This is a genomic window from Nocardia jejuensis NBRC 103114 (assembly GCF_001613145.1).
In the GTDB taxonomy this organism is placed as follows: domain Bacteria; phylum Actinomycetota; class Actinomycetes; order Mycobacteriales; family Mycobacteriaceae; genus Nocardia; species Nocardia jejuensis.
The window spans coordinates 103,326-129,080 of record NZ_BDBU01000035.1 but is presented as its reverse complement, the minus strand read 5'-3'; the positions used below and the strand labels follow the sequence as shown (position 1 = coordinate 129,080).

The following is a 25,755-nucleotide window of genomic DNA, read 5'->3' as shown; positions in this document are numbered from 1 at the left end:
GGCGGCGCGGTGTCGCGAGTGTTTCGATCGCCGGGATCGCAATCATTGCCGGACGGTTGCCGCGCCGGTTGCATGGTCGGGTTCCATTACGACGATCATGTGGGAGCACGAGTGAAATTCCAACGGGTACTGGCGATCCCGGTACTGGTCGCGGCCCTCGCCGGCCTCACCCTCACGGCCACGGCGTGCAGCAGCGACGACAACTCCGGTGCGATTCGGATCGGCACCACCGAGACCGACTCGCAGTGGGACGTGTTCGAGCAGAAGGCCAAGGCACAGGGCATCGATCTGAAGATCGTGCACTACTCCGACTACACCCAGCCGAACGCGGCGCTGGCACAGAACCAGATCGATGTGAATCTGTTCCAGCACCTGCAGTTCCTCGGGCAGTACAACGTGGCCAACAATCAGGATCTGACGCCGATCGGCGCGTCCCAGATCGTGCCGCTGGGCTTGTACTCCAAGAAGCACAAGTCGCTGGCCGAGATCGGGCAGGGCGCGGAGATCGCCATCCCCAACGATCCGACCAATCAGGCGCGGGCGCTGTTCGTGTTGCAGGCCGCCGGACTGTTGAAGCTGTCCGGTGATGTCCGCCAGCCCTCGCCCGCCGACGTCGACAAGGGTGCGTCCAAGGTGAAGGTCACCCCCGTCGATGCCACCCAGACCGCGCTGTCGCTGGAGTCGGTGGACGGGTCGATCATCAACAACACCTTCCTGCTGAAGTCCGGCATCGACCCGAGTACCGCGCTCTACAAGGATGATCCGAAGAATCCGGGTGCGGAGCCGTACATCAACGCCTTCGTGACCCGCGCCGCGGACAAGAACAACGCCACCTATCTGAAGCTGGTGGAGATCTGGCACGACGCGGACGTGCAGAAGGCCGTGCAGGAGAACTCCAAGGGCACCGCGCTCGAGGTGACTCGCAGCGGCCCGGAGCTGGAGCAGATTCTGGCGCGGGTGCAGCAGACCATCCGCGAGAAGAAGTGAGCGAGCGGGTCACCGATACCGCCGCGGTCGAATTCCGGGCTGTCACCAAGGTTTTCGAGTCGGGCAAGACGCGGCACACCGCTGTGTCGGAGATCGATCTGCGGATCGAACACGGCGAGATCTTCGGTGTGATCGGCTATTCCGGGGCGGGCAAGAGCACCCTGGTGCGCCTGATCAACGCTCTGGAGAAGCCGACCAGCGGGACCGTGCTGATCTCGGGTACGCCGATCACCGGGGTTCCGGAGTCCCGGGTGCGGCAGTTGCGCCGCGATATCGGCATGATCTTCCAGCAGTTCAATCTGTTTCGCTCACGCACCGCGGCCGGGAATATCGAATACCCGCTGAAGGTGGCGGGCTGGCCGCGCGCGAAGCGCAAGGCGCGGGTCGCGGAACTGCTGGAGTTCGTCGGGCTTTCGGACAAGGCGCGCAGCTATCCCGACCAGCTGTCGGGCGGGCAGAAGCAGCGGGTGGGCATCGCCCGGGCGCTGGCGACCTCGCCGTCGCTGCTGCTCGCCGACGAGGCCACCTCGGCGCTGGATCCCGAGACCACCGGTGAGGTCCTTCGTCTGCTGCGCAAGGTGAATCGCGAACTCGGGGTGACCATCATCGTGATCACCCACGAGATGGACGTGATCCGTGCCGTCGCCGATCGGGTGGCGGTGCTGGCCGAGGGGCGAATCGTGGAGTTGGCGAGCACCTTCGACGTGTTCGCGGATCCGCAGGCGACGCCGACGCGGTCGTTCGTGGACACCGTGCTGCACATCAAGCCCAGCGCCGAGGAGTTGGCGCGGCTCGGTGAGCGGCATGCCGGTCAGCTGGTGACCGTGGACATCGACGACGAGCACGGCGTCGGGGACGCGTTGGCAGTCGCCGCGCGGTCCGGGGTTCGCTTCGAGATCGTGTACGGCGGGGTGAGTTCGTTGCAGGACAAGACCTTCGGGAGCATCACGCTGGCATTGGATGGGGACCCCGACGCGGTCCGGGAAGCGGTTGCGGTGCTGACGGCCGACACCCTCGGTGCTCGATCCGAGCGGAGGACCGCATGACCCCACTCTCGGACACGGTCGCGAATCTCGCTGCCGTGCAGACGGATTGGGACAAGCTGCGCCCGGTCCTCACCGAGGCCATCGGCACCACGATCTACCTGGTGCTGCTGACCTTCGTGGTCGGCGGCCTCATCGGCCTGGCCCTGGGTGCGGCGCTCTACACCACCCGCAAGGGCGGCCTACTGGCGAACCGGCCGATCAATGTCGTGCTCAACGTGCTGGTGAACGTCGTGCGCCCGATCCCGTTCATCATTCTGCTGGCCGCGCTCGGGCCGATCACCCTGAAGGTCGTCGGCACCACCATCGGCACCGATGCGGCGGCCTTCGTCATGGTCGTCGCGGCCTCGTTCGGCATCGCCCGCATCGTGGAACAGAACCTGGTGACCGTGGACCCGGGCGTGATCGAAGCGGCTCGCTCCATGGGCGCCGGACCCCTTCGCATCATTCTGACGCTGCTGATCCCGGAAGCATTGGGCCCCTTGGTGCTCGGTTACACCTTCGTGATCATCGCCATCGTCGACATGTCGGCCATGGCGGGCACCGTCGGTGGCGGTGGACTGGGCGACTTCGCCCTCGTCTACGGCTACCAGCGCTTCGATTGGCAGGTGACCCTGGTGGCGACGCTGGTCATCATCGCCGGAGTCCAGGCCATCCAATTCCTGGGCAACTTCCTGGCCCGAAAGGTTCTTCGCCGCTGAGCTGATCACCGCCCCCTCCACCGGATGGACGGGGCGGTGGTCGGCGAACCCCGGGCATTGGTAACCGGGATCTGTCAGTCCGTCATGCCGGGGCGGGGGAGCAAGACCCGATCGGCGGCTGGGTCTGCTGCCTCGGGGAGCGGGGGATACAGCAGGGCCACCAGGCCGAGACCGGTCAGCGCGCCGAGCAATTGGGCGGCGATGAATCCGGGGGCCGAGGTGGGGGCTATTCCGGCGAAGGTGTCGGTGCAGATTCGGCCGAGGGTGACCGCCGGGTTGGCGAAGCTGGTTGAACTGGTGAACCAGTAGGCCGCGCCGATCCAGGCGGCCACGGCAGCGGGGGCCAGGGTGGTGCGGCCGGTGCGCGCGAGAGTGAAGATGAGGGCGATCAGGCCGGAGGTGGCGACCATTTCGCCGATCAGGTGGCCGGTGGTGACACGGTCGTGGGTGGAGAACTGGACGGCCGCCTGATCGAACATGGCGTTGGCCAGGATGGCTCCGGCGATCGCGCCGATGGTTTGGGCTGCGGAGTACGCGGCGGCTTCGATCGCGGTGAGTCCGGTGCCGGTGCGGCGGCCTGCGAGCCAATCGGCCACCGAGACCGCGGGATTGAAGTGTGCGCCGGAGACGGGGCCGAACATCAGGATCAGGACCGCGAGGCCCAGAACGGTCGCCGTGGAGTTCTCCAGCAGTTGCAGCCCGATGTCGTCGGGGGACAACTGCTGTGCCGCGATGCCGGAGCCGACGACGATCGCGACGAGGGCGGCGGTGCCGGTGGCCTCGGCTGTGAGCCGCCGGACCAGGGGCGGCGCGGCGGAGCTCACGCGGTGGTCGCGCTCAGGCCGGCCGGGATCAGGACGTCGGAAAGGCGTTGCAGGGCTTGGGGGATGACTCGGTAGTAGACCCAGGTGCCACGGCGCTCCGAAGTCAGCAACCCCGCCTCGCGCAGGACCTTCAGGTGGTGGGAGATGGTGGGCTGGGACAGGTCGAAGGCCGGGGTCAGCTCGCACACGCAGACCTCCTGACCGCCCGCGGCGGCGATCAGCGACAGCAGCCGCAGCCGGACCGGATCGGCGAGAGCCTTGAACGACGCGGCGAGCGTGAGAGCGGTCTCGGGCTCGAGCGGCGAGGACAGGGTCGTGGTGCAGCAGCCATCGGGTGCGGCGAGCACCGGAAGTTCTTGTTTCGACACACGTCAATATTGACAGATGTCTAATCAGCGCGCCACACTTGCATCGATAGTCATCAATACAACCAGGTAGGACGCGTGAAAACATCCGATCTGGGCTTCGAGAGGGAGTGTGATCTCCATGTCCGAACACATCGACGAGCTGCGCGAGACGGTGCGCGAGCGGTATGCGGCCGCCGCTGTCGCGGTCGCGGGCGGCGGCACCGCGCAGGATTGTTGCGGGGGCGGCGACTGCTGCGCGACCGGCGCGATGGAGCTGGACGAGAACTTCGGCGCGAGTCTCTACGGCGCCGGTGATCGTGACGCGCTGCCGATTGAGGCGGTGGCCGCGTCGCTGGGGTGCGGGAACCCGACCGCGGTCGCGGACCTGCGCGACGGTGAGACCGTGCTGGATCTGGGGTCGGGCGGTGGGATCGACGTGCTGCTGTCCGCGCGCCGGGTCGGAGCGTCCGGCAAGGCGTTCGGCGTCGACATGACCGATGAGATGCTGGCGCTGGCGCGGGAGAACGCGGTCAAGGCGGGTATCACCAACGTCGAGTTCGTGAAGGGGACCATCGAGTCGATCCCGTTGCCCGACAGCAGCATCGACGTGGTGATCTCCAACTGCGTGATCAACCTCTCGACCGACAAGTCGGCGGTGTTCGCCGAGATGGCGCGGGTGCTGAAGTCCGGCGGGCGCATCGGCATCACCGATGTCGTCGCCGACGATGCCCTGACCCCGGCTCAACGCGCCGAACGTGGCGACTACGTGGGCTGCATCGCGGGCGCATTGTCCTTCGGCGAATACCGAAACCACCTGGAAGCAGCGGGATTCGAGAACATCCGGATCGAGCCGACCCACGCGGTGGCCGAGGGAATGCATTCGGCGATCGTCAAAGCCACGGTGACCGACTCCGCCTGCTGCGGAAGTGACTGCTGTTCATAGCTTCCCGGTGGGAAGAGCGTGGCGGGTAGGTATCGGCCACTCGACGAACTCACGCACCGCGCGCTCCGGCCGGATCACGATCCTTGGGCGGCAGATCGTGGATGACGCCATTGTCATCCCGACCGGAGCGGGCGGGCTTGCCAACAGCCCCCACAGCCTAGAGGGCACGTATCCGACAGCGGCTGCGGTCACAGTCGTTGGTGGTATCAGTCTCGTGCGCGCGCCGGAAAATTGATGTCCCACTTTGGGACACTCGGCCCTTGACCGGTTCGCCGGACGGTGTCGACAATCGCGGGGTAGCGCTGGTGTCGGCGATGGGAAGGGGCACGCGTGGTCGAGGCCGGAGACATCGTTCGTGTCGAGCGGGCGCGCGAGAGTTTCCTGAGCTCGGGTGATTTCCCCAGCGACGCGGTATCGGGCGTGGTGTCCGCGTCCTGGCGGCGGTCGCGGGCGGCGGGGGTCAGCGATCTGGCGAACGTGCTGGATCGCGGGTATGTCGGCGATCTGGATCTGGAGTCCCGGTTCGTGCGTTCCGCGCTGCCGGTGATCGAGCGCCTGGAACTGGAACTGAACGATCTGCCGGTGAGTATCGCTCTCACGGACCGGCGTTCGCGGGTGCTGATCCGCCGCGACAATCAGCGCATGCTCGGCGGGCGCTTCGACAATGTGTTCTTCGCACCCGGATTCACCTATGCCGAGGACACGGTGGGCACCAACGGCGTGGGCACCGCGCTCGCGTCCGGACGGGCCGTATTCATCAGCGGGCCCGAGCATTTCGCCGAGAACATCACCGTATTCGCCTGTGCCGGAGCGCCGATCCGCGATCCGCTGACCGGCGCCGTGCACGGCGTGCTCGATCTGAGCTGCCTGACGGAGGACGCCAGCCCGTTCATGCGGGTGCTGGTGCAACAGGCAGCCCGCAATATCGAGGCCGAGCTGCGGGCCACCGGCTCGCTGCGGCACCAGGCGGTGCTGGAACGGTTTCTACAGGTCAGCCGCACTGCGCGGGGGCCGGTGCTGTCGCTGGGCGGTGAGGTGTTCATGAGCGACACCCGCGCGAACGAGCAGCTGAGCCCGCAGGAGAAGGCGTATCTGCGCGAAATCGCCTCCGGTCTCACCGGAGTGCGCGACAGCGTGGTGCTGGAGGTGGAACTGCCCACCGGTCGCCCGGTGCGGGTGCGTCCGGAGGCGGTGACGGTGGGCGCCGACGTGGCGGGGGTGGTGCTGCGGGTCGATCTCGCCACGGTCGCCAGGGCTCCGCGCGCCGCGCGCAACGCCGTGGGCATGCCGGAGTTGCCCGGCGTATCACCGGCCTGGCGCGCGGTGTGCGCCGAGGTGCTCGAGGCCGCGCGCACGGTCACGCCGGTGGTCCTCACCGGTGAAACAGGATGCGGCAAGTCGAGTCTCGTCACCGCCGCGCATCGGCGGCTGTATCCGTCGCGGCCGCTGGTGGTGGTGGACTGCCGGGTCGAGGATCCGATCGCGCGGCTGCGTGATCCGGCGGACGATGCCCGCCCGCCCACGATCGTGCTGGCGCACCTGGACGAACTGCCCGAACGCTTCGCCGGTGAACTCGATCTGCATCTCGAATCCCGTGCTCCCGGTGGCTGGTTGGTGGCGACCATGGGTTCCGCGCCGGGGCGGGAGTCGGTGCTCTCGGACGCGGTGCTGCGGCATCTGGACCGCTCGATCGGCGTGCCCGCGCTGCGGCATCGCAGTGACGATCTGCAGCAACTGGTTCCGCATCTGCTGCGTACCCTGGCTCCGCGCCGGACGGTGAAGTGCACCTCCGGGGTGATGCGGGTGCTGCTGGCCTACGAGTGGCCCGGCAACCTCACCGAACTGCGCGAGGCGCTGCGGATCGCGCTGTCCCGCCGGCCGGTCGGGGATCTGCAGCATCTGGATCTGCCCGAAACCTGTTTCGCCGCAGGGCGTCGGCTCTCGCCGATCGAGAACGCGGAGCGCACGGCGATCGTGCGAGCACTGGTCGATGCCGACGGCAATCGCAGCGATGCCGCGCGCACGCTCGGCATCGCCCGGTCGTCGCTGTACCGCAAGATCCAGGCGTACGGCATCCGTCCCGTATAGCCGACCCGGGCGGGATGCGCCTCGAAGCCGCACTCGGCCAGAGCTTTTGCCGCAGTTCGAAGATGACGTCGCGCGAGGGCTGGATGGCCTAGGGGGACTGGCGCATTCCCGCTTCCCGGCCCCAGCCCGCGACCCGCCATTCGAGCGGCCGCAGCTTGTCGAAGAAGATATTGCGGAGCTGTTCGGGCGCGGACGGCCGCTTGGGATCCACATCGTCGACGGCGATCGAGATGGCCGAGAGTTCGGCGAGGAAATCGTCGCGGCGGCCGGGCAGCTGCGCGCGATCCTTCGATTCCAGGCGCGGATCCGATTGCAGGTCGGCGTATTTGGCGCGGATCGCGATATCGGTGGCGTCGATTCGCTCGTGCAGCCAGCCGCGCAGCACCGTCGGGTTCTGGTGCACGACCAGGATCTCGCGAATGGACGGGATCTGGGTGGCCTCGCGGTGCAGATCCTCGAGTTTCTCGTTGATTCGCGGCCAGGCCACGAAGTCGCCGGCGTCGATGGCCGCACGGCCCTGGGCTTCCAGATCGTCACGGCGCAACCGGAACAGCGGCGCCTCGGCCGGTTCGGTGCGCTGCAGCAGCAGCACGATCTCGCCGAGCGAAGCCAGCCGCTCCTCGAAATCGGTGAGCGGCGGCTCCAGATAGTCCTCGGGACCGCGACTTTCGAGCAGGCCCCGCAGGATGGTCTCGGTCTCCAGCAGCAGATGATGGGCCTTGGCCTGATCCTGGGTGCGGGTCACCAGCGGCTCGAGCGCGGCCAGACGCTGCTCGATTTCCGGTTCCGCCTTGGCGGTTTCGGCCTTGTGCGCCTCGCGACGGGCCTGCCGCCAGTCAGTGCGCGCCGCCGATGCGCGGGTGCGCAGTTCGTCCCAGGGCGCGACCTTGCGCACCGGAATGTCGATGGCCGCGGACGCCGAGCGGTCCAGATGCGGGATGCGCACCGAGGCGTGAATGGTCCAGCCCGCGGCGAATTCGAGATTCAGCTCCACCGGGGTGCCGGGCTCGAGATCGTCGGGCAGATCGTCGATGCGCACCGTGCCGATCGGAATCCAGCCCTCGTAGAGGCGCACCGCGAGCGAGGTGCCGCGCGTGGCGGTCTCCAGGCGCTGGAACACCCGATGCGGAATCTTGGTGCCCGCCTTGACCACTCGGGCCAGCTGACGGTCGAGCAGCTCGACCGAGAAATCGTGAGCGAGGATATCGCCCGCCAGATCCGGCACGGCGGCCCCGGATTCGACCCGGACGCCGACGCGTTCGGCGGAAATCTCCAGGCCGTCGGCCAGCACGCGCACGGTGCACTCGACGCCACTGCCCAGCGGCACCTCGATGAACAGGAAGGCACCGTCCTCGGATACCTCCTCGCGGAAGGCCTCACCGCCGTCCGGCTGGACCTCTACGACGATATCGGTGGCGTCGATGCGTGAGAGCAGCACGCGACCCGCGATATCGACCGAATCACCGTCGGGCACCAGGGCTTCGAGCTCGAGCACACTGCTGCGTGTGGCCAGGCCGCCCGCCTCGAGCGCCGCGCCGACCGCGACCACCAGCTCGGGATGGAACAGGCGCGGGGTGACACCGAAGCGCTCGCGCAGCAGTTCGGCCACCAGCGGAACCCGGGAGGACCCGCCGACCAGCACGATCTCGTCGAGATCGGCCTCGGTGAGCCGGGCCCGGTCCAGTGCGGACGCGCAGTGTTCGAGGGTGCCGCGCACGAAACCCTGGATCAGACGGTCGAATTCGTGCCTGCTCAGCGGCAGGTTGATGCTCATCGGCTGCCCGGTGCGGTCCTCGAGATCCTGGTTGATGAGCTCGGTCTCGGTCTCGCGGGTGAGCTCGTGCTTGGCGGCCTCGGCGAGCGAGAGCAGGCGGGCCATGCGCTCGGCGTCGGCGGTGTCGCCGGGTTCGGTGTGCAGGTCGTAGGCGGGGAGCTGTTCGATCATCCAGTCCACGATGGCGCGGTCGAAGTCGTAGCCGCCGAGGTAGCGGTCGCCGCCGAAGGAGCGAGAGTCGAAGCCCGCCTGCGGATCCCACGACACCACCGAGGTGTCGAAGGTGCCGCCGCCGAGGTCGTAGACCAGGAAGCGGCGGCGTGCGGATTCGGACACGCCGCTCTCGCGCATATGGGCCAGGGCCGCGGCGACCGGTTCCATGAGCGTCTCGGCCACCTCCAGCCCGGCTTCCGCGCCCGCCTCGGTGGTCTGCGTCTTGGCGCTGGTCTCGAAGTAGGCGGGGACGGTGATGACGGCGCGGTCGATCCCCACCCCGAGGGTCTGTTCGGCGGTGGCCTTGAGGTGGCGCAGCAGGTGCACCGAGGCCTCGAGCGGGGTGAGAACCGCGTGACCGGCGATGACCAGCTGGTCGGTGCCCATATTGCGTTTGAAGAACATGGCGGGCGGCGATCCGGCGAGGCGCGCTTTGCGTTTGGCGAGTGCACCCACCAGCGGCGTGCCGTCGGGGGCGAGCCAGACCGCGGACGGGGTGGTCAGCGACAGGTCCGGATTCGCGACGATGAGCGCGCCGCCGAGTGGGCGCAAGCGCCGACTGTCGATCAGCGCCTGCTTGTTCGGGATGTCGGCGTCGGCGGGGACGGCGACACAGCAGTTCGTGGTGCCGAGATCGATTCCGGCGACGATGCTCATGCGGTGGGCTCCTCGGTACCGGGCTTCGCGGCCGGGTTCGGCAGTAGTGTCGGCAGGACGTGATGCTCGATCCGGAAGCCCTCGGCGGGCGCTCCTGGCGCGTGGGGCTCCGTGGAATCGGTTGTCTCGGAAAGGGATCGGCTCAGCTCGAGGAGTTCGAGCAGGTCGGCGAGATCCTCGCCCTCGGCCTCGGGGCGATGTGTGAGCAGTTCGGCCGCGATCCGGGTGCGCGGGGTGGCGAGCTGCTCCTCGGCCGCGTTGACGCGGGCGACGCTCAGCACCTCACCGAAGAGGGGGAATCGCTTGGCGTCGTAGGAGATCCGCTTGCGGCGTGCGGCGATGCGGCTGCGCGTGGTGGCCCGATCCGCGGTGGGATCGACGTCGAGCACCTGAAAGGCGTTCTCGTAGTAGGGGTTGCGGTTGTGCCAGGCCCAGAGATTCATTCTCGTGTTCCTTTCCGCTAGAGGAATCCGAGGGCGGAGCCGCCCTGCATGTGCCGCTCCAGCCGGCCGGCCGAGACCAGCAGCTGCCGGCCCTGGTCGTACGGGGCGATCCCGGGCAGGCCCAGCATCAGCGCGGTGTTCAAATGGCCTGCGCCGGAGCGGAATCCGGAGCGATCCTCGAACGGGTTCTTGCTCACCCGCTGCGAGGTGGACACCACCAGGGCCGCGCCCAGCCAGAATTCGTGCCGGGCCAGTTTGGCGGCGTAGGCCACTCGGTCCGGCTCCTGCGAGGTCGGCCGATCGCCGATGGCGAGCCGGCGCTGGGTCAGGCCCAGTTCGGCGCTCATCGGCTCCACGAGTGCCGCGATCCGCTCCAGCATGGGACGTGAATTCTCGGCCCAGTGCTTGCTGTCGCGCCGATGCTCGGTCTCCACCGTCTCGATCCCGACATCGAGGGCCTGCTCGGCCAGCGGGATATTGTCGCTGTCGATCTCGATCCAGGCCTGCACCTCGGCCAGCGCGCGGTCCAGATTGTTCTCCCGAATCAACCGCCGGATCTGTGCGCCGGCCTCCCGGGCCAGCCGCGCCCGTGCCCTGCCGACATCGGCCGCCGCGAACTCCGAGTGCCGGATCAGATCCAAATGCTCACGCGCCCGGTCCAATTGATCGCGCCGCAACTCCTGCACGCGGGTCACATGCGGCTCGAGCACCTGACCGGGTAGTTCCGCGCGTGCCTCCACGACAGCCCGCTCGATTTCCTCGGGCAAGGCATCCGGGGTCACCGCGGCAATATGCGCGCCCAGCCGCTCCCAGTACGCGTCGTCTGTCTGCAGCCGTGCCCAGTAACCCAGCGCGAGCCGCCACTGCTCGAAAGCCGTGTCCTCGCCCGCGATTTCGAGCTGGTACGCGCGAGCGTGGGTGGCGACCGCCAGATGGTGCAGGCTGTGCGAAGCCGCTACGGCGGGAGGCGCGTCCGCGATAGGCGCGTCCCCCGGGCCGGAGCTTGCCGGGCGGCGAGCGTCGTCCGCGGCGGTCTCGGAGCTGCTCGGGGTGCCGAGCGCGTCCGTCGAGCCGGTGCCGTCGGTCGCGAGCGCGCCACTGGATCGCGTAGGCGGTGCCTCGGCCCTGGATGAGTTCGACTGTGCGAGTTGGTCGTTTTCCCGCCACAGTCGCAGAGCGGACGGTGTCCACGGCTGCACGATTCCGTCCTCGCGCAGAGCGGCGAACGCGAGTCGGTCGAGGGGGCGATCGGCGTCGCGGGGGAGCCGGGCCACGGTCTCGGCGATACGAGTGGCCTTCTCGCGCAGTGCCGCTGCGTCGTCACCCTCCGCTCCGGCCAGCAGCAGGTGCGCCCGGGCGAGCAGCGCGGCGGTTTCGTCGAAGCATGAGAGCACCGCCGCACGTGCGGCTTTCGCGAGATCCTCGCGCGCGGTCGCCAGGCGCAGTGCGTGCAATTCGGTGCTGCCATTCTCCGCACCGACGCCACCGATCAGTTCCGGGAGCAGCGCGGGGTCATGCTCGGCAACCGCCGTCAGCACGGTGGCCGCGTCGACCAGAGCGTGAGCCGACCACTCCTGGCGATATCGCGCGAAGAGAGCGCGCGCGGCCGCCGCGATCAGTGAGCCGTTGTCGTCCAGCGCACCCAGAACCAAACGGATGTTGGCGGCGACGCCGGTGTTGCTCCCGGCGGCAGGGGCGATGGCCGGGTCGGCAGGTGTATCGCCGTCGCGCACGGAGGCAGCTCGGTCGTCGGCCGAGGGATTGCCTGTTGCCGGGTGGGCGGCGTCTCCCGGGGTTCGGCCACCGGAGGAACCATGTCCCGGTGCGCCACCACCGAATTCGGCGGTGTCGTCCACGAGTGTGCGGAGTTGTGCTCGTGCCGCATCGCGATCACCGGCACGCAGAAGGGCCAGCGCGGTGACCAACCGGGCGGGCAGGCGCAGCGCTTCGTCCTTGCCGCGCGCCACGTCGGCGAGATCCGGCCCCGGCCGGTCCGCTACGACGGCGGCCGCGCCGAGGACGAGCGTGCGGAAGGGGCTCGCGGTGCCCGGTCCCTTCAGCTTGTCGGCGACGGTCACACCGGAGACCAGCCGGTTGTACGCGGTGATGTCGTGCAGCCCGCGCAGGCGCTCCCGCGCCGCCGCACCGCCCCCGAATCGTTCGGCCAATTCGTATCGGCGGGCGGCCTCCACATCCTCGCCACGTTCGGCCGCTCGATCACCGAACAGCAGGAACCAGTCCCCGCGACCGGCGGGGCCCAGTGCGTACAGCAGCTGCCACACCGGCGAGGAAGTCAGCTCGTAGTGCGAGAAGTCTCGATCGACCACCTCGGTCAGATGGGTGACGGCCAGTCGCCGGAACTCCGCCGAGACCACCGCGTCGCCGGACCGCACGGTCGTGGCCATCCACTCCACGAGTGCCGGTGTCTCCGACAGCAATTCGCCGATCGCGTCCCAGGTGTCCGAGAACGCTCCGGGCTCAGGCGTCCGCAACCATTGCGCGAACACGGCATGCGTGGTCTCCGGTTCCAGGGCGAACCACCCGCCCAGCCGCGCGAGCAATCGCACCGACTGCTCCGGCGCGGCCGCGGCGATCCCGGCCGTGCGCTCCTGCAACAGCGTGCGCGCCGCGAGCAGTGGTCCGTTGTCGGCCTCGCTCACGAATTCGTGGACCGCGCGCAACACCGTCTGCGCCCGCACCCGCGGATCCGTCTCGGCGTCGGCCTCGCGCAGCCGCTCGTCGAGTTCCAGTCGCTGCCGGTCTGTGTCCTGCCGCACCGCACGCCCCCGTGGTATCTCGGTCGGTGCCGGTTCGAGGGGTGGCTGTTCAGGCTGTTCGTCGCCGCCCCGGGACCATCGCCACTTCACGTACTGACTCCTGCCGGGGGCGTCGGTGAACGGTGTTGCCGGGGAACGCCACCCGAACCAGCCCCCTAACCCGGGCTCGACAATAGCCGCAGAGGAAAATCCGTCAAATCGTCGATCCCTGCGACCGGCGTGCCAGCACTCCGCGAACGAATGCCGCCTGTCCGGAATGCTGGATATCGTCGTCAAGCACGCTGATCAGGCGCACACCCAGCGTCACCGGCGGATCCCATCGGGTGTCCACGATCCGGGGCAGGTCCGCGTCGACCAGTCCCGATACGTACTCGAGGGTCTGCGCGTGCACCGCGTCGTGGTAGCCCAGCAGGAGTTCCGCCGAAACCCCGTCCAGTGCAGCGACATCCGCCGCCTCATGGCCGTACCCGGTGGCGGCGTCGTCAAACGGCAGCTCGAACCGCTTCGCCCAGCCCTGCGCCGTCCAGGCCTGTTCGAATCCGGCGACATCGGCGATGTGATCGTCCTGCACCCGGGTCAGATGCCACACCAGCCAGGCGATCGAATTCGCCCCGGCTTCGAGTTGAACTCCCAGCTCCTGCGGGGTCAGCCCCTCGACCGCGCCGTGCACGTTCTCGTTGACCCGCCCGAACCCGTCAACCAACAAATCGGCAGTTGTCATGCCCCCATGCAAGCACCCGGGCGTGGACGGTATTCCCACCCGGCGGCGACACAGCGTGTCAACGGCAAAGCGGGAGTGTCGGCGAACTCGGGGACACTCCCGCTCGGGAACACTCGGCTCAGAGGCTGACCGGGTACACCGGCTCCTGGATCTCCGGCTTGATCCGCTCTTCGACGAAGATGCCGTGCCAGATCATGAAGATGATCAGCGTCCACAGACGGCGGCTGTGGTCGACCGGCCCGGTGCGGTGCGCCTCGAGCATGGCCAGCACGGCCGACTTGTTCAGCAGGTGATCGGTGCCGGACTCGGTGATCTGGGCGCGTGCCCAGTCGTACAGTTCCGGTCCGCGCAGCCAGTGCCGCAGCGGCACCGGGAAACCCAGCTTGGGGCGGTGCAGGACGTGCGCGGGCACGATGCCCTCGAGCGCCTGACGCAGCGCGTACTTGGTGGTCTCCTTGGTGATCTTCTGCTCGAACGGGATCTTCTCCGCGACCTTGAAGACCTCGGGATCCAGGAACGGCACGCGCAGTTCCAGCGAATTGGCCATCGTCATCTTGTCGGCCTTGACCAGGATGTCGCCGCGCAGCCAGGTGAACAGGTCCAGATGCTGCATGCGCGCGACCGGATCCCAGTCCCGGCCCTGCATGGCGTAGATCGGGCCGGTCACGTCCTGATGCGTCCACTCGGGGCGGAAATCGCGCAGCACCGAACGCAATTGGGCGTCGCTGAAGCTGCGGGCATTGCCGTAGTAGCGGTCCTCGAGGGTGAGCGAGCCGCGCTGCAGCAGGCTCTTGCCGCGGGTGCCCTCGGGAATCCGCTCGGACAGCTTGCCCGCGAGCTTGCGCACGCCCTTGGGCAGGTATTCGAACGGCTTGAGCGACAACGGCTCCCGATAGATGGTGTACCCGCCGAAGAGCTCGTCGGAGCCCTCACCGGACAGCACCACCTTGACGTGCTTGCGGGCTTCCTTGGCCACGAAGTACAGCGGCACCAATGCCGGGTCGGCCACGGGTTCGTCCAGGTACCAGACGATCTCGGGGATCGAGGCCGCGTACTCCTCGGGGCTGACCATGCGGATGAAGTGCTTCGCGCCGATGGCCTCGGCGGTCTCGGCGGCCACATCGGCCTCCGAGTACCCCTCGCGCTCGAATGCCGAGGTGAAGGTCAGCAGGTTCGGGTTGTGCCGGATGGCCAGCGCCGCGATCGCGGTGGAGTCGATGCCGCCGGACAGGAACGCGCCGACGGTGACATCCGCGCGCATGTGCTTGGCGACCGAATCCTCCAGCGCCTCGGCGATTTCCCGGTACCGGTTGGCCGGGGTGTTCGGGCGCTGGGCGGCCGGGCGCGGCTTGGTGGTCGGGGTGTGCGCGGTGACGTCGTCCGGCTTGCCGAAGGGCACCACGCGGAACTGCGGATCGAAGTAGCGGGTGACGCGCGGAGCGGTGCCGGGCGTGATCCAGGCGTAGCAACCGGATTCGAGCCGGCGGATGTCCTTGTGCAGCGTCTCGGCCTCGGGCACGTACTGCAGGACCGTGTAGTGCTCGAGCGCCCGCGGATCCAGCGCGTCCGAAAGGCTCAGCTCCGGAAGCAGTTCCAGCAGGCTCTTCTTCTCGCTGGCGAAGGCGGTGCCGGTCGCGCCGGTGGCCAGGAAGAGCGGCTTGATGCCGAACGGGTCACGCGCGATGAACAGCTTGTGCAGCTCGGTGTCCCACACCGCGAACGCGAACATGCCGCGCAACCGGCTGGGGGCCTTGGCGCCCCAGTAGTGGAAGGCCGCGACGATGGTCTCGGAGTCGCCCTCGGTGCGGAACATGGGCGCGTCACCGAATTCCGCGCCGTGCTCGGCCTGGAGTTCCTCGCGCAGTTCGAGGTAGTTGTAGATCTCCCCGTTGAAGGTGAGCGCGTACCGTTCCGGGTTCTCCGGCGGCCCCCAGCGCAGCGGCTGATGCGAGTGCTCGATGTCGATGATCGACAGCCGGTTGAAGCCGAAGATCATGCGGTCGTCGTTCCAGGTGCCGCGCTCGTCGGGCCCACGGTGGCGCTGGCAGTGCAGCGCCTCGTAAACCTGTGCCGCGGTGGTCTCGACGGTCCGCCCATCCTGAGTCGAAGCCGTGTCAGATGTCAGAAATCCGAGCAGTCCACACACTGCGGGCAGAACCTCGTTTCCGGAGTCAAGGATGTGCGCACCACCGCGGTGCGCGGGAGGCGAAACTTACTGCCAGAGTATGCCGCACCGGGGCGCCGTGCGCCGCCGCGGTCGGCTGCCCGTGATCCCGCGCGTTGAGACGCCTCAGGTTTCGCGGCCCGGCCCGCTTCCGCACCGATGGCGCGGGGGAGCGCGGCCCAGGAGCGGAGGAGGGAAGATTCGACCGTGCCGGGCCGCGAAACGGCCCGTAGCAGCGGAGGGCGAATCAACGCCGTGTCGAATGCGACCCGATCACAAAGCGGGCGCCGGTTTGGTCTACGCTGCGTAGTACTCGGGAACTCCCGGGGTCGGTCGTGCGTTGTGCGCGGTCGTCCCAGGGGCTCCCTAACGTGCTGAATTTGTGTCACCCGGCGGAAGGGAGTCCGGGTGGCGCTGAGTCGGATAGACGACCAGGAAGGCGTTGAGCGTGGCGCAACAGGCGAGCGAAGCGATAGGGGCACGACCCGCCCAGGGTCGGCAGGGCCGCATCCTTCGGCGGGCCGGGCTGGCGGTGTCCTTGGGGACGACCGCTCTGCTCGTCTCCGGCTGCTCGATCGACAACGAGGTGCTTCGGTTCGGATGGCCCTCGGGTGTCACCGAGTCCGCCACCCGGATGCGAGAGCTGTGGACCTGGTCCGTCATCGCCGCGCTGGCGATGGGCGTGCTGGTGTGGGGTCTGACCTTCTGGACCATCATCTTCCACCGCAAGCGGCCCAATTCCCCCGAGTTCCCGCGCCAGACCGGTTACAACGTGCCGCTGGAGCTGAGCTACACGGCGATTCCGTTCGTGATCATCGCGGTGCTGTTCTACTTCACGATCGTCGTGCAGAACTTCGTGCAGGAGAAGGTCGACAACCCGGACGTCGTGGTCGATGTGACCGCGTTCCAGTGGAACTGGAAGTTCGGCTACCAGAAGGTCGACTTCAAGAACGGCGGGTTCCAGTTCGACGGCGTGGATCACGTCCGTCAGGACATGAACGCGCAGATCAAGGAAGAGTACGCCGAGCGTACCGAGGACGGGCACCCGCAGCCGGGCCCGAACAACGGTCTGCCGGCCAACGACATCTCGTACCTGAACTACGACACCGTCGAGACCATCGGCACGTCGAACGAGATCCCGGTGCTGGTCCTGCCGACCGGTAAGCGGATCGAGTTCCAGCTGGCCGCGGCCGACGTCATCCACTCCTTCTGGGTGCCGGAGTTCCTGTTCAAGCGCGACGTCATGCCGAACCCGAAGCAGAACAATTCGGACAATGTCTTCCAGATCCCCGCGATCGACAAGGAAGGCGCGTTCGTCGGCCGTTGCGCCGAGATGTGCGGCACCTTCCACTCGATGATGAACTTCGAGGTCCGCGCGGTCACGCCGGAGAACTTCGAGAAGTACGTGAAGGCGCGCCAGGCCGGCATGACCAACGCCGCCGCGCTGGAGAGCATCGGCGAGTCGCCGGTGTCGGTGACCACCAAGCCGTTCAACACCGACCGGGCAGCCCGCGGTGCGGGGCTCTCGGAAGTCAAGTGAGGATTGAACTGACATGAAGGTCGAAGCTCGCATCTTCGAACTGATCACGGTCTTCTTCGTGATCGTTGCGGTGATCTACGGCTACTTCACTGCCAAGTCGCGCACCGGCGTCGAGTGGGCGGGAACCACCGCCATCGTGCTGTCGGCGGGCCTGGCGCTGATCGTGGCCACCTACTTCCGCTTTGTCGCCCGTCGACTGGACCTGCGTCCGGAAGACTACGAAGAGGCCGAGATCGTGGACGGCGCGGGCGACCTGGGCTTCTTCTCGCCCGGTTCGTTCTGGCCCATCCTGCTGGCCGGCGCGGGCTCCATCGCCGCCCTCGGCTTCGCGTTCTTCCAGTACTGGCTGATCGCGATCGGCGTGGTGTGCATCCTGATCGCCGCAGGCGGTCTGGTGTTCGAGTACCACCTCGGCCCGGAAAAGCACTGAGCTGAACTGAGCAAACCGACAGACGCCCCCTGGATCTCCAGGGGGCGCTTTGTTTTTCAGGGATTCAGATGCCCAGGGCGTGTTTGAGCCTGGTCGTGCGCGGCGAGCCGAGGCCGAGCAGTGCGCGCGGGAATCGCTGGGACCGGCTGGGTCTGGTGCGGATCGCCGTCTCGATCCACCCGGCCGCCTCCTCCGCGGTGAGCATCGGCTGCTCGGTGAACCTCGAGGCCGAGGCATGCACGGGGGCAGCGGGATTCATGCGCACGGCCGGATAGTGCACGGTCGTCACATGGATGCCACGGGGTGAGAGTTCCGCGTCGGCGCACTGGCCGAAGGTGGTCCACGCCGCCTGCGAGCTGGCATAGGACGCGAAATCGGGGGCCGCGGCGGTGGTGAGATTCCACGGCCCGACGTTGACCACGTGTCCGGATCCGCCCGCGAGCATCGCGGGTAGTAGGCCCAGGGTCAGGCGCAGTGGCCCGAAGAAATTGGCCGCCATCGTGCGCTGGTAGTCGCTGAAGCGGTCCAGGGTCTGCAGGATGGGCCGGCGGGTGGGGCGTCCGGCATTGTTGACCAGGACGTCGATGCTGTCGAATTCGGTGAGCAGCCATTCGACCAGCTGATCGACATCGCCCAGGGCGGAGACGTCGCAGCGGTACCAGTGGGCGCGAGCGCCGGATTCGACAATGGCGGCGCACTCGTCGACGAGTTGACTTCCACTGCGCGCCACCATGATCACTTCCGCGCCGTGGAAGGCGAGTAATCGGGCGGTGGCGCGGCCTATCTCGGAACAGGCGTCGGTGACGACGACCCGTTTGCCGGTGAGGGCGTCGGCGGCGGTGCGGGGACGGCGGGCAGCACGGAATTCGATCATGGCAACCTTCGGTGAGAACGGGCTGAACCATGCACCGGCACCCCGCCGACAGTGCCGATACCGCCGCACCCGCGCCGGCTGCTAACCGGTTGCTGGAGGTGCGGCGGAACACATTCTAATCGGTGGGGTCATAACGCCGCGCGTGTTCCGCGACGCAGATCTCGTCGATCGAGGACACGATGTCCCGCAACAGTTCCGAGGGCAGCGCGGCCGGCCGCAGACGGCAGGTGAAGGTGATGAAACCGTGGTCCGTGCTGTCGAGTTCACGCAGGTAGCGGGACCGCACGCCATAGGTCATGGCCGAGATGACGGTGAAGCAGCCGGTGCGTTCGCGGTGCCCGGAGAACAGATCGTGCAGGCCGTGGAAGACCCGCGCGTAGTTGGCCAGCGGTGCGAAAAGCGATATGCGGTAGGCGGGTCCGCGCTCGGAGGAGCTGATCACGGTATCGGCCAGGTACTCCGCGTCCCGCAGCGTCAGCACCTTCGGAGCGAACATGAGCGCGCCCGCGGCGGCATTGCGGACCGGCATACCGGCGCGGCCGCCCGCCGAGGCGGCGATGGCGCCCAGGGACTTTCGAGCGCGTGCGCCGACCTCGCGACGGGCGCGCAGCGAGAGATTGGGCGCGGTGGGGTGCAGGCTCGACCACTGGCCGAAGCGCACGGTGCCCAGCTGCACGTGGCCAGTGCCGACCGGGCGCGCCACCTTCAGCGGTGCGGTGTCGACCCACCGGCCGACCTGGAGCATGGCGTCGCCGGGAGACTGGATCGCCTTGTGCGAGTGCTCCACCCAGGTGTCGAAGTCCAGGAAGCGGTGCGCGTCGGTGGTGAGCCAGGTGCGGTCCTTGTCCACATCGGTCACCTCCAGCGTGAGCGCGGTGATGATGCCGGTGCGCCCGCCGCCGCCCAGGATCTTGCGGAACCGCGCGGTGTGATGATCACGACCGCAGGTGCCGAAACGCCCGTCCTGATCGACGTATTCGAGCTCCACCACATTGTCGGCGAACATGCCGAAGCGGTGCGAGGCCGCGGACAGTCCACCCACCGCCGCGAAGCCGCCCGCCGTGATGTCGCGGTGGTCGCCGACGATCGGCAGCCCGAGGCCGTGCGCGCCGAGCGTGCGGTCGATGTCGGATAGGCGCGCCCCCGCCTGCACGCGCACCGTGCGAGCATCCGCGTCGACAACCTGCACGCGGTTCATCTTGCGCATGGACAGCGCGGTGCCCTGATCGGGCAGCGCGAGCTCGTCGTCCGGCCGTTCCCCACCCCGGATGATCAGCTGCTTCGTGAGTTTGCGTGAATCCCGCACGGTGCGAACCACATCCGCGGTATCGCGCGGCAGGAATTCGTCATGAGGGGTGGAGACGGGCGTGCTCATGACGCCACAGCTAACCACAACCGAGCGTATTGTGCTCGTAGTTGGACAAGCGTCTCAGTGAGCGGGGGTGAGACGCTGCGTGAACAGCGTCTTTCCACTCGCGTCACACAGGTTCACCGTGAGTTCCCGGGACTTCCCGTCGATGAGCACCTCCCCGAAATGCTGGTAGGCGCCATCCAGCGGCGATGCGTTCTGCGTGGGCGGCGCGTGCACGAAAACCGCTTCCGGGCCGAACGTTCCGTCCAGGGGGTTGGGGCCGAACGCACCGGCGTTGAGGGGGCCTGACACGAATTCCCAGAATTCGTCGAAATCCTGGAAGGCGGCACGGTTGGGGGAGTAATGATGCGCGGCTGTGTAGTGCACGTCCGCGGTCAGCCAGACGACGCCCGTGACCTTGTTCGCCTTGATCGAACCGAGCACCGCGGCCACTTCGCTCTCGCGGCCCGACGGTGCGCCGTTGTCGCCGTTGGCCGGGCCCTCGAAGGCCGAGCGGTCGGGTTGCTCGCCGTCCTTGACCACCAGGCCGAGCGGCAGATCGTTGGCGACGATCTTCCAGGTCGCGGTGGAGTCCCTCAATCCGTCGATCAGCCACCGGGTTTGGGCCGGGCCGAAGATGCGGCCGTTCGGCGAGACGTTCTCGTCGTTGGCGTCCTTGTAGGTGCGCATGTCGAGCACGAAGACGTCCAGCAGCGGGCCGTAGGAGACCTTGCGGTACAGGCGGCCGTCGACGGCTTCGGTGGGCTCCACCGGCATCCACTCGTGGAAGGCCTGCCAGGAGCGCACGGCCAGGGTGTCCATGCTGCGCTCGGAGTAGCCCTTGGTCGCGGCGACCAGACCGCCGGGGTACCAGTTGTTGACCGTCTCGTGGTCGTCCCACTGCGCGATCTGCGCCACCGAGGCGTTGAAGCGCAGATAGTTCTGGTCGGTCAGGTTGTAGGCGTAGTTGCCGCGGAACTGATCGAGCGTCTGCGCCACAGCGCTTTTGGCCTCGGACACGGTATTGCGCCAGATGCGGCCGTCCGGCAGGGTGAGCGATTCCTTCAGCGGGCCGTCGGCGTAGATGGAGTCGCCCGAGTGGATGAACAGGTGCGGGTCGCGGGCCGCCATGGCGGAGAAGATCTTCATGCCGCCGAGATCCGGGTTGATGCCGTAGCCCTGGCCGACCACGTCGCCGGACCACAGCAGCTTGATGTCCGAGGCGGTATCGGGCACGGTGCGGAAGACGCCGGTGAGTGGTTCGGAGATCGCGCCGCCCTCGCCCTCCAGCGTGACGCGGTAGTGCACCTGGCTGTTCGCGGGCAGGCCGTTGACCCGGACCCGGCCGGTGCCGTCGGTGTCGGGCGTGAGCAGCGGGCCTCGGAAACGCTTGGCGTCCTTGAACGATTCGGTGGCGGCGGTCTCGACGACGAGCGTGGCGGGGCTGTCCGAACGGGCCCAGATGAGCGCGCCGTCGCCGCGCGGGTCGCCGACGGCGATGCCGTGCGTCAGCTTCGGGCGTTCGCGGACGATCGCGGGACCGCTGTCGGTGGAGCAGGCGACCAGGCCGGGTGCGACCGCCACTCCGGCGGCGGAGGCGCGCAGCAGGGTGCGCCGGGAGAAGGCGCTACGGGGGAAACCGGGCTGTGGTGCGGAGGATTCGACATGCGAGGCCATGCGCCGACCTTTCATCAGCCGCCCCAACCCCGGTTGAACTGTGCCGGACGGGCCAGCGAATTTTCGGCTATGACCTGGCGTGTCGATGAATTCGAGGTAGCCGGGGAGTGTCGGCAGACGTGCGTATAGTCCGCGATATGAGCATCTCGGGAGGGGATTCGGTGTCGGACTGGGAGCAGATCGCGCCGCTGTTGCGACCGGTACTGCGCCGCGAGGCGGATCAGCGTACGGAGGGCGCGCCCGACGATGCCCCGGTGTCGCGGGCGGCGCTGCCGTATCTGGTGGAGCGGGTGGTGATCGACCGGGCCGGAGCGGTGCGGTTCGTCACCGAGCGGGGAATCCAGGACTGGGGCGTGGACGCGGACACGGTCTACGAGACCGCGCGAATGAACATGGCCGAGTTGGCCATGAGCACTCTCACCGCGTTCGAACCGCCGAACGGCACCGGGGTGATGGAGTTCTCCGATGCCAACGGTGAGAGCTATGTGGGATCGCTGCCCTTGATCGGCGGGTGGCTGGCGGGGGTGTCCGCTCGAACCGGAACGCGCCCTTTGGTTTTCCTACCCGGGCAGCTCGGGATGTTCATCGTCCTGGGCGTCACCGACGAGACCCTGATCCAGGTGCTGGAACTGGCCGATCGCCAGTACGACGAGGCGGCGCAATCGTTGTCACCGGTGCCGTACACGGTGGACGAGCGTGGTGAGCTGACGCCGTTCCACGTGCAGCCGGGCCATCCGGCGTGGGAGGCGCTGACTCGCGCCGAGGCGCGGCTTGCCGTGCACACGTAGGTGGGTGCGGCTGATCGACGAAACGACGGCGTCATCTCGGTCGACTAGGGTCGGCGAGGTGGACAGAGCGCAGTTGACAGCGGACATCGCGGCGGGGGATACACCGGAATTCCTCTTCTTCTGGGGGCACACGGCGGCCCCGGGACACACTGTCGGGAAGTGGGTGCTCAGTCAGTGGTGGCCGGTGGAATTCACGGTCGACGGACAGAGTTACGGCAGCGCAGAGCATTTCATGATGGGGGAGAAGGCCAGGCTTTTCGGGGACGAGGAGATGCGCGCACGGGTGCTGGCCAGCGCGACTCCGGCGGACGCCAAACGTCTGGGCCGCGCGGTGCGGGGGTTCGACAGCGAAGCGTGGGAGGCGCACCGCTACGACATCGTCCTGCGCGGCAGTATCGCCAAATTCGGTCAGCACGAACAGCTTCGGGACTTCCTGCTGGCGACCGAGGGCAAGGTGCTGGTGGAAGCCGCTCCCCGCGACCAGATCTGGGGGATCGGACTGGGTGCGGACGACCCCGCTGCCGCCGATCCCGCACAGTGGCGGGGCGAGAACCTGCTGGGCTTCGCGCTGATGGACGCACGCGATTCCTTGGTGCCGAGTACGCGCTGAGAGCGAGTGCCGGGTGTTTCAGCGCGCCGCCAGCTCCGAGAGGCGGTAAGCCAGGGCCTGGCGCACGGCGGGGATGCGGGTGACGGTGCCCAGGAACAGGTTTCGGGCGGCCCGGGCCGGGCGCGAGCGCAGGGTCGCCATGCGGGTGATGCGGTCGGTGAAGGTGACCACGCCCAGCGCGATGGGCCTGCGGGTGGATTCGTAGGAGTCCAGGAGCGAGGCGGGCGAACCGGCGAGGACCCGGCCCAGCAGCGAACCCAGCAGGGCCGCGTCCTGGATGCCGGTGTTCATGCCCTGACCGCCGGCGGGGCTGTGCACGTGGGCGGCGTCGCCCGCCAGGAAGACGCGACCGGCGCGGTAGTGGTCGGCGAGGCGGTGGTGCACGCGGAAACGGCTGCTCCACAGCACTTCCCGGACTTCGACGCCCGCGTTCGGGCGGCGCGCGTCCAGGATGCCCTGGATGTCGGCGAGCGTCGGTTCGGCGGGCGCCTCGTCGACGGTGGCGACCACTCGGTAGCGGGTGCCCTGCTCGTCGGGGAGCGGGGCCACCACGGTGACGCCCTCGGGGGACAGGTGCAGCGAGACCTGGGTGCGCGGGTCCGGCCACGCCATGTGCACATCGGCCAGAACGAAGGATTCGGGGTAGGCCGCACCGGTGAAACCGATTCCCGCGGATTCGCGGACCCTGCTGTGCATGCCGTCCGCGCCGATCACGTAGTCGGCGCGGATCGAGCCGGGGTTGCCCTCGGCATCGGTGTATCCGACGGTGACGCCGGTGTCGTTCCCGGTGATCTCGGTGACCTCGTAGGGGCGCAGCACCCGGCCGCCGGCCTTCTCGAGCCGGGCCAGCAGGATCGCCTCGGTGGTTTCCTGGCCGATCATCAGCGTGTACGGGTACGCGGTGGGGAGGTGCTCGAACGAGGCGCGGGCGATGGCCTTGTCGCCGTCCCAGAGCACGAAGTGGGGAACCACGATGCCGTGCTCACGCATCTCGGCCGAGACGCCCAGTTCCTCGAGCACCTCGAGGGTCCGGGCGTGCACGACGGCGGCGCGGGAGGTGTTCGCGCCCTCGGCCAGGCGATCGAGCAGGACCACGTCCGCCCCGGCGTCGGTGAGGGCGATTCCCGCGGTGAGGCCGGCGGGGCCCGCGCCGACGATGACGACCGACGCGGTGGCGGGAACGGTGCTCATGATGACTCCTGAGGCTTTGCCAACAAGTGTTGGCCAACGGCTGTTGACTCAAAGGTAGAACCCCGGTGACGACGTGTCAACACTTGTTGGCCTACAGTTGTTGGCATGACTTCAGCTGGGACGAACCCCGCCGGCGACGCGGACCTCGAACAGGCGCCCGCGCGCCGCTCCGACGCCACCCGCGCCGCGATTCTCGATGCCGCCCGCCGCCGGTTCGCCGAGGACGGTTTCCGCAAGGCGACCATCCGCGCGATCGCCGCCGATGCCGGAATCGATCCCTCCATGGTCATGCGTTACTACGGCAGCAAGGACGGATTGTTCGCCGCCGCGGTGGACGTCCAGCTCGGACTCGCGGATATCGTTGCGGGCGAACCCGATTCGCTCGGCGAGCGTATGGTGCATCGCTTCGTGCAGCTGTGGGAGGAGCCGCCGAGCAGTGAGATTCTGCTGATCCTGCTGCGCTCCTCGGTCACCGACGACGCCGTCACCGATCGCGTCCGCGAGATCTTCGCGCACCAGGTGATGCCCGCCGTGCTGAGCGTCGGCGACCCCGCCGACGCTCCCCGCCGCGCGGGTCTCATCGTCACCCAGATGCTCGGAATAGCGTTGTGCCGCTATGTGCTTCGGATTCCTCCGGTGGTCGCGCTCACGCTCGATCAACTGGTCGCGGAGGTGGGGCCCACAGTCCAGCGGTACCTGAGTTCGAGTCCGGCCCGGTGAGAGCGTCGGCCAGCGCGTAGAACACGGCCTCGGTGCGTGATCCCGGGGTCGCGCAGTAGACGATCATCCGCTGATCGGTGTCGGCGATGTGCATGACCTGGCACTCGAACTCGAGCAGGCCGAGATCGGGATGCTCGATCCGCTTCCAGTGCGCACGGCGCACCTCGACGTCGTGTGCGGCCCACATCGCGGCGAAACGCGGGGAGACGCCGAGTAGTTCGGTGATCAGGGCGGTCAGATCCGGGTTACCGGGGTACCGGGCGTAGGCGGCGCGCAGGTCTGCCACGGTGGAGGCGGCGAAGCACACCGTCGCGGGCTGTGACCACTGCGGATGATCGGCCGCCAGCGCGAACATCCAGCGGACCATATTGCGTTCCGCGCCGGGGATGGAGTCGAGATCCCCGATGAACGGGACCGCCGCCCGGTTCCAGGCCAGCACCTCGTAGCTCGCGTCCACCACGTACGCGGGCGTGCGCAGACTGTCCAGGATCACTCGAACCGACTGCGGGAGAGCGCGAACCGGCCCGGCGGTACTCGGCGGGTTCTCGCCGCCCAGCCGGAACAGGTAGTCGCGTTCGTCCGTGGTGAGCATCAGCGCTCGGGCCAGCGCCAGGAGCACCTGCCGGGAGGGCTTCGCGCCGCGCGCCTGCTCCATGCGGATGTAGTAGTCCACGGAGATCCCGGCCAGCTGGGCGACCTCCTGGCGGCGCAAACCCGTTGCGCGCCTGTTGATTCCGTCCGGCAGGCCGACGTCCCGGGGCGTGAGCCGATTGCGCCGGGTGCGCAGGAAATCCGCGAGTTCGGTTCTGTCGGCCATGAGACAAGTGTGCTCCGCTCGTGCCGCGCGTGGGTGGTACAAGTTGGTCCTCCCTGTCCGAGGGGTTCCGGACCA

General features: G+C 68.1%; 22 protein-coding genes. 10 read left to right on the top strand and 12 right to left on the bottom strand.

The window, feature by feature from the left end; translation table 11 throughout:
• The first annotated feature begins 111 nt into the window (after nucleotides 1-111).
• Genes NJ1_RS26905 through NJ1_RS26895 form a run of 3 tightly spaced genes read left to right on the top strand, consistent with a single transcriptional unit; the run spans nucleotide 112 to nucleotide 2,731 of the window.
• On the top strand, nucleotides 112-987 hold the full coding sequence (locus NJ1_RS26905; protein WP_067699375.1) for a MetQ/NlpA family ABC transporter substrate-binding protein: 876 nt from the start codon (nucleotides 112-114) through the stop codon (nucleotides 985-987).
• Nucleotides 984-2,033, top strand: a complete 1,050-nt coding sequence (locus NJ1_RS26900) for a methionine ABC transporter ATP-binding protein (protein WP_067699294.1) — start codon at nucleotides 984-986, stop codon at nucleotides 2,031-2,033. The genes NJ1_RS26905 and NJ1_RS26900 overlap by 4 nt, the downstream gene beginning before the upstream one ends.
• A complete protein-coding gene (locus NJ1_RS26895) occupies nucleotides 2,030-2,731 on the top strand; it encodes a methionine ABC transporter permease (RefSeq protein ID WP_422615783.1) in 702 nt (233 codons plus the stop codon). Before NJ1_RS26900 ends, NJ1_RS26895 begins: the two co-directional genes overlap by 4 nt.
• A gap of 74 nt (nucleotides 2,732-2,805) precedes the next feature.
• Here the strand turns inward: NJ1_RS26895 and NJ1_RS26890 are convergent, their stop codons facing one another.
• Together NJ1_RS26890 and NJ1_RS26885 are read right to left on the bottom strand one after the other, a co-directional pair.
• On the bottom strand, nucleotides 2,806-3,555 hold the full coding sequence (locus NJ1_RS26890; protein WP_067699292.1) for an aquaporin: 750 nt from the start codon (nucleotides 3,553-3,555) through the stop codon (nucleotides 2,806-2,808).
• Nucleotides 3,552-3,923 (bottom strand): ArsR/SmtB family transcription factor, encoded by a 372-nt coding sequence (locus NJ1_RS26885; RefSeq protein ID WP_067699290.1) that lies wholly within the window; start codon nucleotides 3,921-3,923, stop codon nucleotides 3,552-3,554. Before NJ1_RS26885 ends, NJ1_RS26890 begins: the two co-directional genes overlap by 4 nt.
• A gap of 118 nt (nucleotides 3,924-4,041) precedes the next feature.
• On the opposite strand from NJ1_RS26885, the gene arsM reads away from it, so the two are divergent.
• A complete protein-coding gene (gene arsM, locus NJ1_RS26880) occupies nucleotides 4,042-4,845 on the top strand; it encodes an arsenite methyltransferase (RefSeq protein ID WP_067699288.1) in 804 nt (267 codons plus the stop codon).
• A gap of 330 nt (nucleotides 4,846-5,175) precedes the next feature.
• Nucleotides 5,176-6,933, top strand: coding sequence for a sigma-54-dependent Fis family transcriptional regulator (locus NJ1_RS26875; protein ID WP_084478889.1), 1,758 nt, complete (start codon nucleotides 5,176-5,178; stop codon nucleotides 6,931-6,933).
• A gap of 88 nt (nucleotides 6,934-7,021) precedes the next feature.
• Here the strand turns inward: NJ1_RS26875 and NJ1_RS26870 are convergent, their stop codons facing one another.
• From NJ1_RS26870 to asnB, 5 genes are all read right to left on the bottom strand, one after another.
• On the bottom strand, nucleotides 7,022-9,577 hold the full coding sequence (locus NJ1_RS26870; protein ID WP_067699286.1) for an Hsp70 family protein: 2,556 nt from the start codon (nucleotides 9,575-9,577) through the stop codon (nucleotides 7,022-7,024).
• Nucleotides 9,574-10,020 carry a hypothetical protein gene (locus NJ1_RS26865; RefSeq protein WP_067699284.1) on the bottom strand — a complete coding sequence of 149 codons (447 nt, stop codon included), beginning with the start codon at nucleotides 10,018-10,020 and terminating at the stop codon, nucleotides 9,574-9,576. Before NJ1_RS26865 ends, NJ1_RS26870 begins: the two co-directional genes overlap by 4 nt.
• A 17-nt stretch (nucleotides 10,021-10,037) precedes the next feature.
• Nucleotides 10,038-12,797, bottom strand: coding sequence for a hypothetical protein (locus NJ1_RS26860; protein WP_067699281.1), 2,760 nt, complete (start codon nucleotides 12,795-12,797; stop codon nucleotides 10,038-10,040).
• Between the two features lie 193 nt (nucleotides 12,798-12,990).
• The gene (locus NJ1_RS26855; RefSeq protein ID WP_067699279.1) at nucleotides 12,991-13,518 is read right to left on the bottom strand and encodes a mycothiol transferase; all 528 of its coding nucleotides are present in this window, start codon (nucleotides 13,516-13,518) and stop codon (nucleotides 12,991-12,993) included.
• A gap of 118 nt (nucleotides 13,519-13,636) precedes the next feature.
• Nucleotides 13,637-15,664 (bottom strand): asparagine synthase (glutamine-hydrolyzing), encoded by a 2,028-nt coding sequence (asnB, locus tag NJ1_RS26850; RefSeq protein ID WP_067699277.1) that lies wholly within the window; start codon nucleotides 15,662-15,664, stop codon nucleotides 13,637-13,639.
• A gap of 466 nt (nucleotides 15,665-16,130) precedes the next feature.
• On the opposite strand from asnB, the gene ctaC reads away from it, so the two are divergent.
• Nucleotides 16,131-17,222: an aa3-type cytochrome oxidase subunit II gene (gene ctaC / locus NJ1_RS26845; protein WP_084478888.1), complete on the top strand. Its 1,092-nt coding sequence runs from the start codon at nucleotides 16,131-16,133 to the stop codon at nucleotides 17,220-17,222.
• A gap of 13 nt (nucleotides 17,223-17,235) precedes the next feature.
• A complete protein-coding gene (locus tag NJ1_RS26840; protein WP_067699275.1) occupies nucleotides 17,236-17,652 on the top strand; it encodes a cytochrome c oxidase subunit 4 in 417 nt (138 codons plus the stop codon).
• A gap of 64 nt (nucleotides 17,653-17,716) precedes the next feature.
• On the opposite strand, the gene NJ1_RS26835 is transcribed toward NJ1_RS26840, so the two are convergent.
• The 3 genes from NJ1_RS26835 to NJ1_RS26825 form a co-directional block, all read right to left on the bottom strand.
• Nucleotides 17,717-18,526, bottom strand: a complete 810-nt coding sequence (locus NJ1_RS26835; protein WP_067699273.1) for an SDR family NAD(P)-dependent oxidoreductase — start codon at nucleotides 18,524-18,526, stop codon at nucleotides 17,717-17,719.
• Nucleotides 18,527-18,641: 115 nt separating this feature from the next.
• On the bottom strand, nucleotides 18,642-19,901 hold the full coding sequence (locus NJ1_RS26830) for an FAD-binding oxidoreductase (protein ID WP_067699271.1): 1,260 nt from the start codon (nucleotides 19,899-19,901) through the stop codon (nucleotides 18,642-18,644).
• A gap of 54 nt (nucleotides 19,902-19,955) precedes the next feature.
• Nucleotides 19,956-21,554 carry an alkaline phosphatase D family protein gene (locus tag NJ1_RS26825; protein ID WP_067699269.1) on the bottom strand — a complete coding sequence of 533 codons (1,599 nt, stop codon included), beginning with the start codon at nucleotides 21,552-21,554 and terminating at the stop codon, nucleotides 19,956-19,958.
• Between the two features lie 137 nt (nucleotides 21,555-21,691).
• Here NJ1_RS26825 and NJ1_RS26820 point away from each other — a divergent pair, with 137 nt between their 5' ends.
• Together NJ1_RS26820 and ybiA are read left to right on the top strand one after the other, a co-directional pair.
• Nucleotides 21,692-22,342: a DUF1444 domain-containing protein gene (locus NJ1_RS26820; protein WP_067699267.1), complete on the top strand. Its 651-nt coding sequence runs from the start codon at nucleotides 21,692-21,694 to the stop codon at nucleotides 22,340-22,342.
• Between the two features lie 58 nt (nucleotides 22,343-22,400).
• A complete protein-coding gene (gene ybiA, locus NJ1_RS26815) occupies nucleotides 22,401-22,952 on the top strand; it encodes a riboflavin biosynthesis intermediates N-glycosidase (protein ID WP_067699265.1) in 552 nt (183 codons plus the stop codon).
• Between the two features lie 18 nt (nucleotides 22,953-22,970).
• Here ybiA and NJ1_RS26810 read toward each other — a convergent pair whose 3' ends face one another.
• Nucleotides 22,971-24,143, bottom strand: coding sequence for an FAD-dependent monooxygenase (locus NJ1_RS26810; RefSeq protein ID WP_067699263.1), 1,173 nt, complete (start codon nucleotides 24,141-24,143; stop codon nucleotides 22,971-22,973).
• 105 nt (nucleotides 24,144-24,248) lie between these two features.
• Here NJ1_RS26810 and NJ1_RS26805 point away from each other — a divergent pair, with 105 nt between their 5' ends.
• Nucleotides 24,249-24,863 carry a TetR/AcrR family transcriptional regulator gene (locus NJ1_RS26805; RefSeq protein WP_067699262.1) on the top strand — a complete coding sequence of 205 codons (615 nt, stop codon included), beginning with the start codon at nucleotides 24,249-24,251 and terminating at the stop codon, nucleotides 24,861-24,863.
• Here the strand turns inward: NJ1_RS26805 and NJ1_RS26800 are convergent.
• Nucleotides 24,790-25,680, bottom strand: a complete 891-nt coding sequence (locus NJ1_RS26800; RefSeq protein ID WP_084478887.1) for a helix-turn-helix transcriptional regulator — start codon at nucleotides 25,678-25,680, stop codon at nucleotides 24,790-24,792. The two genes, NJ1_RS26805 and NJ1_RS26800, sit on opposite strands and share 74 nt — an antisense overlap.
• Between the last annotated feature and the right edge of the window lie 75 nt (nucleotides 25,681-25,755).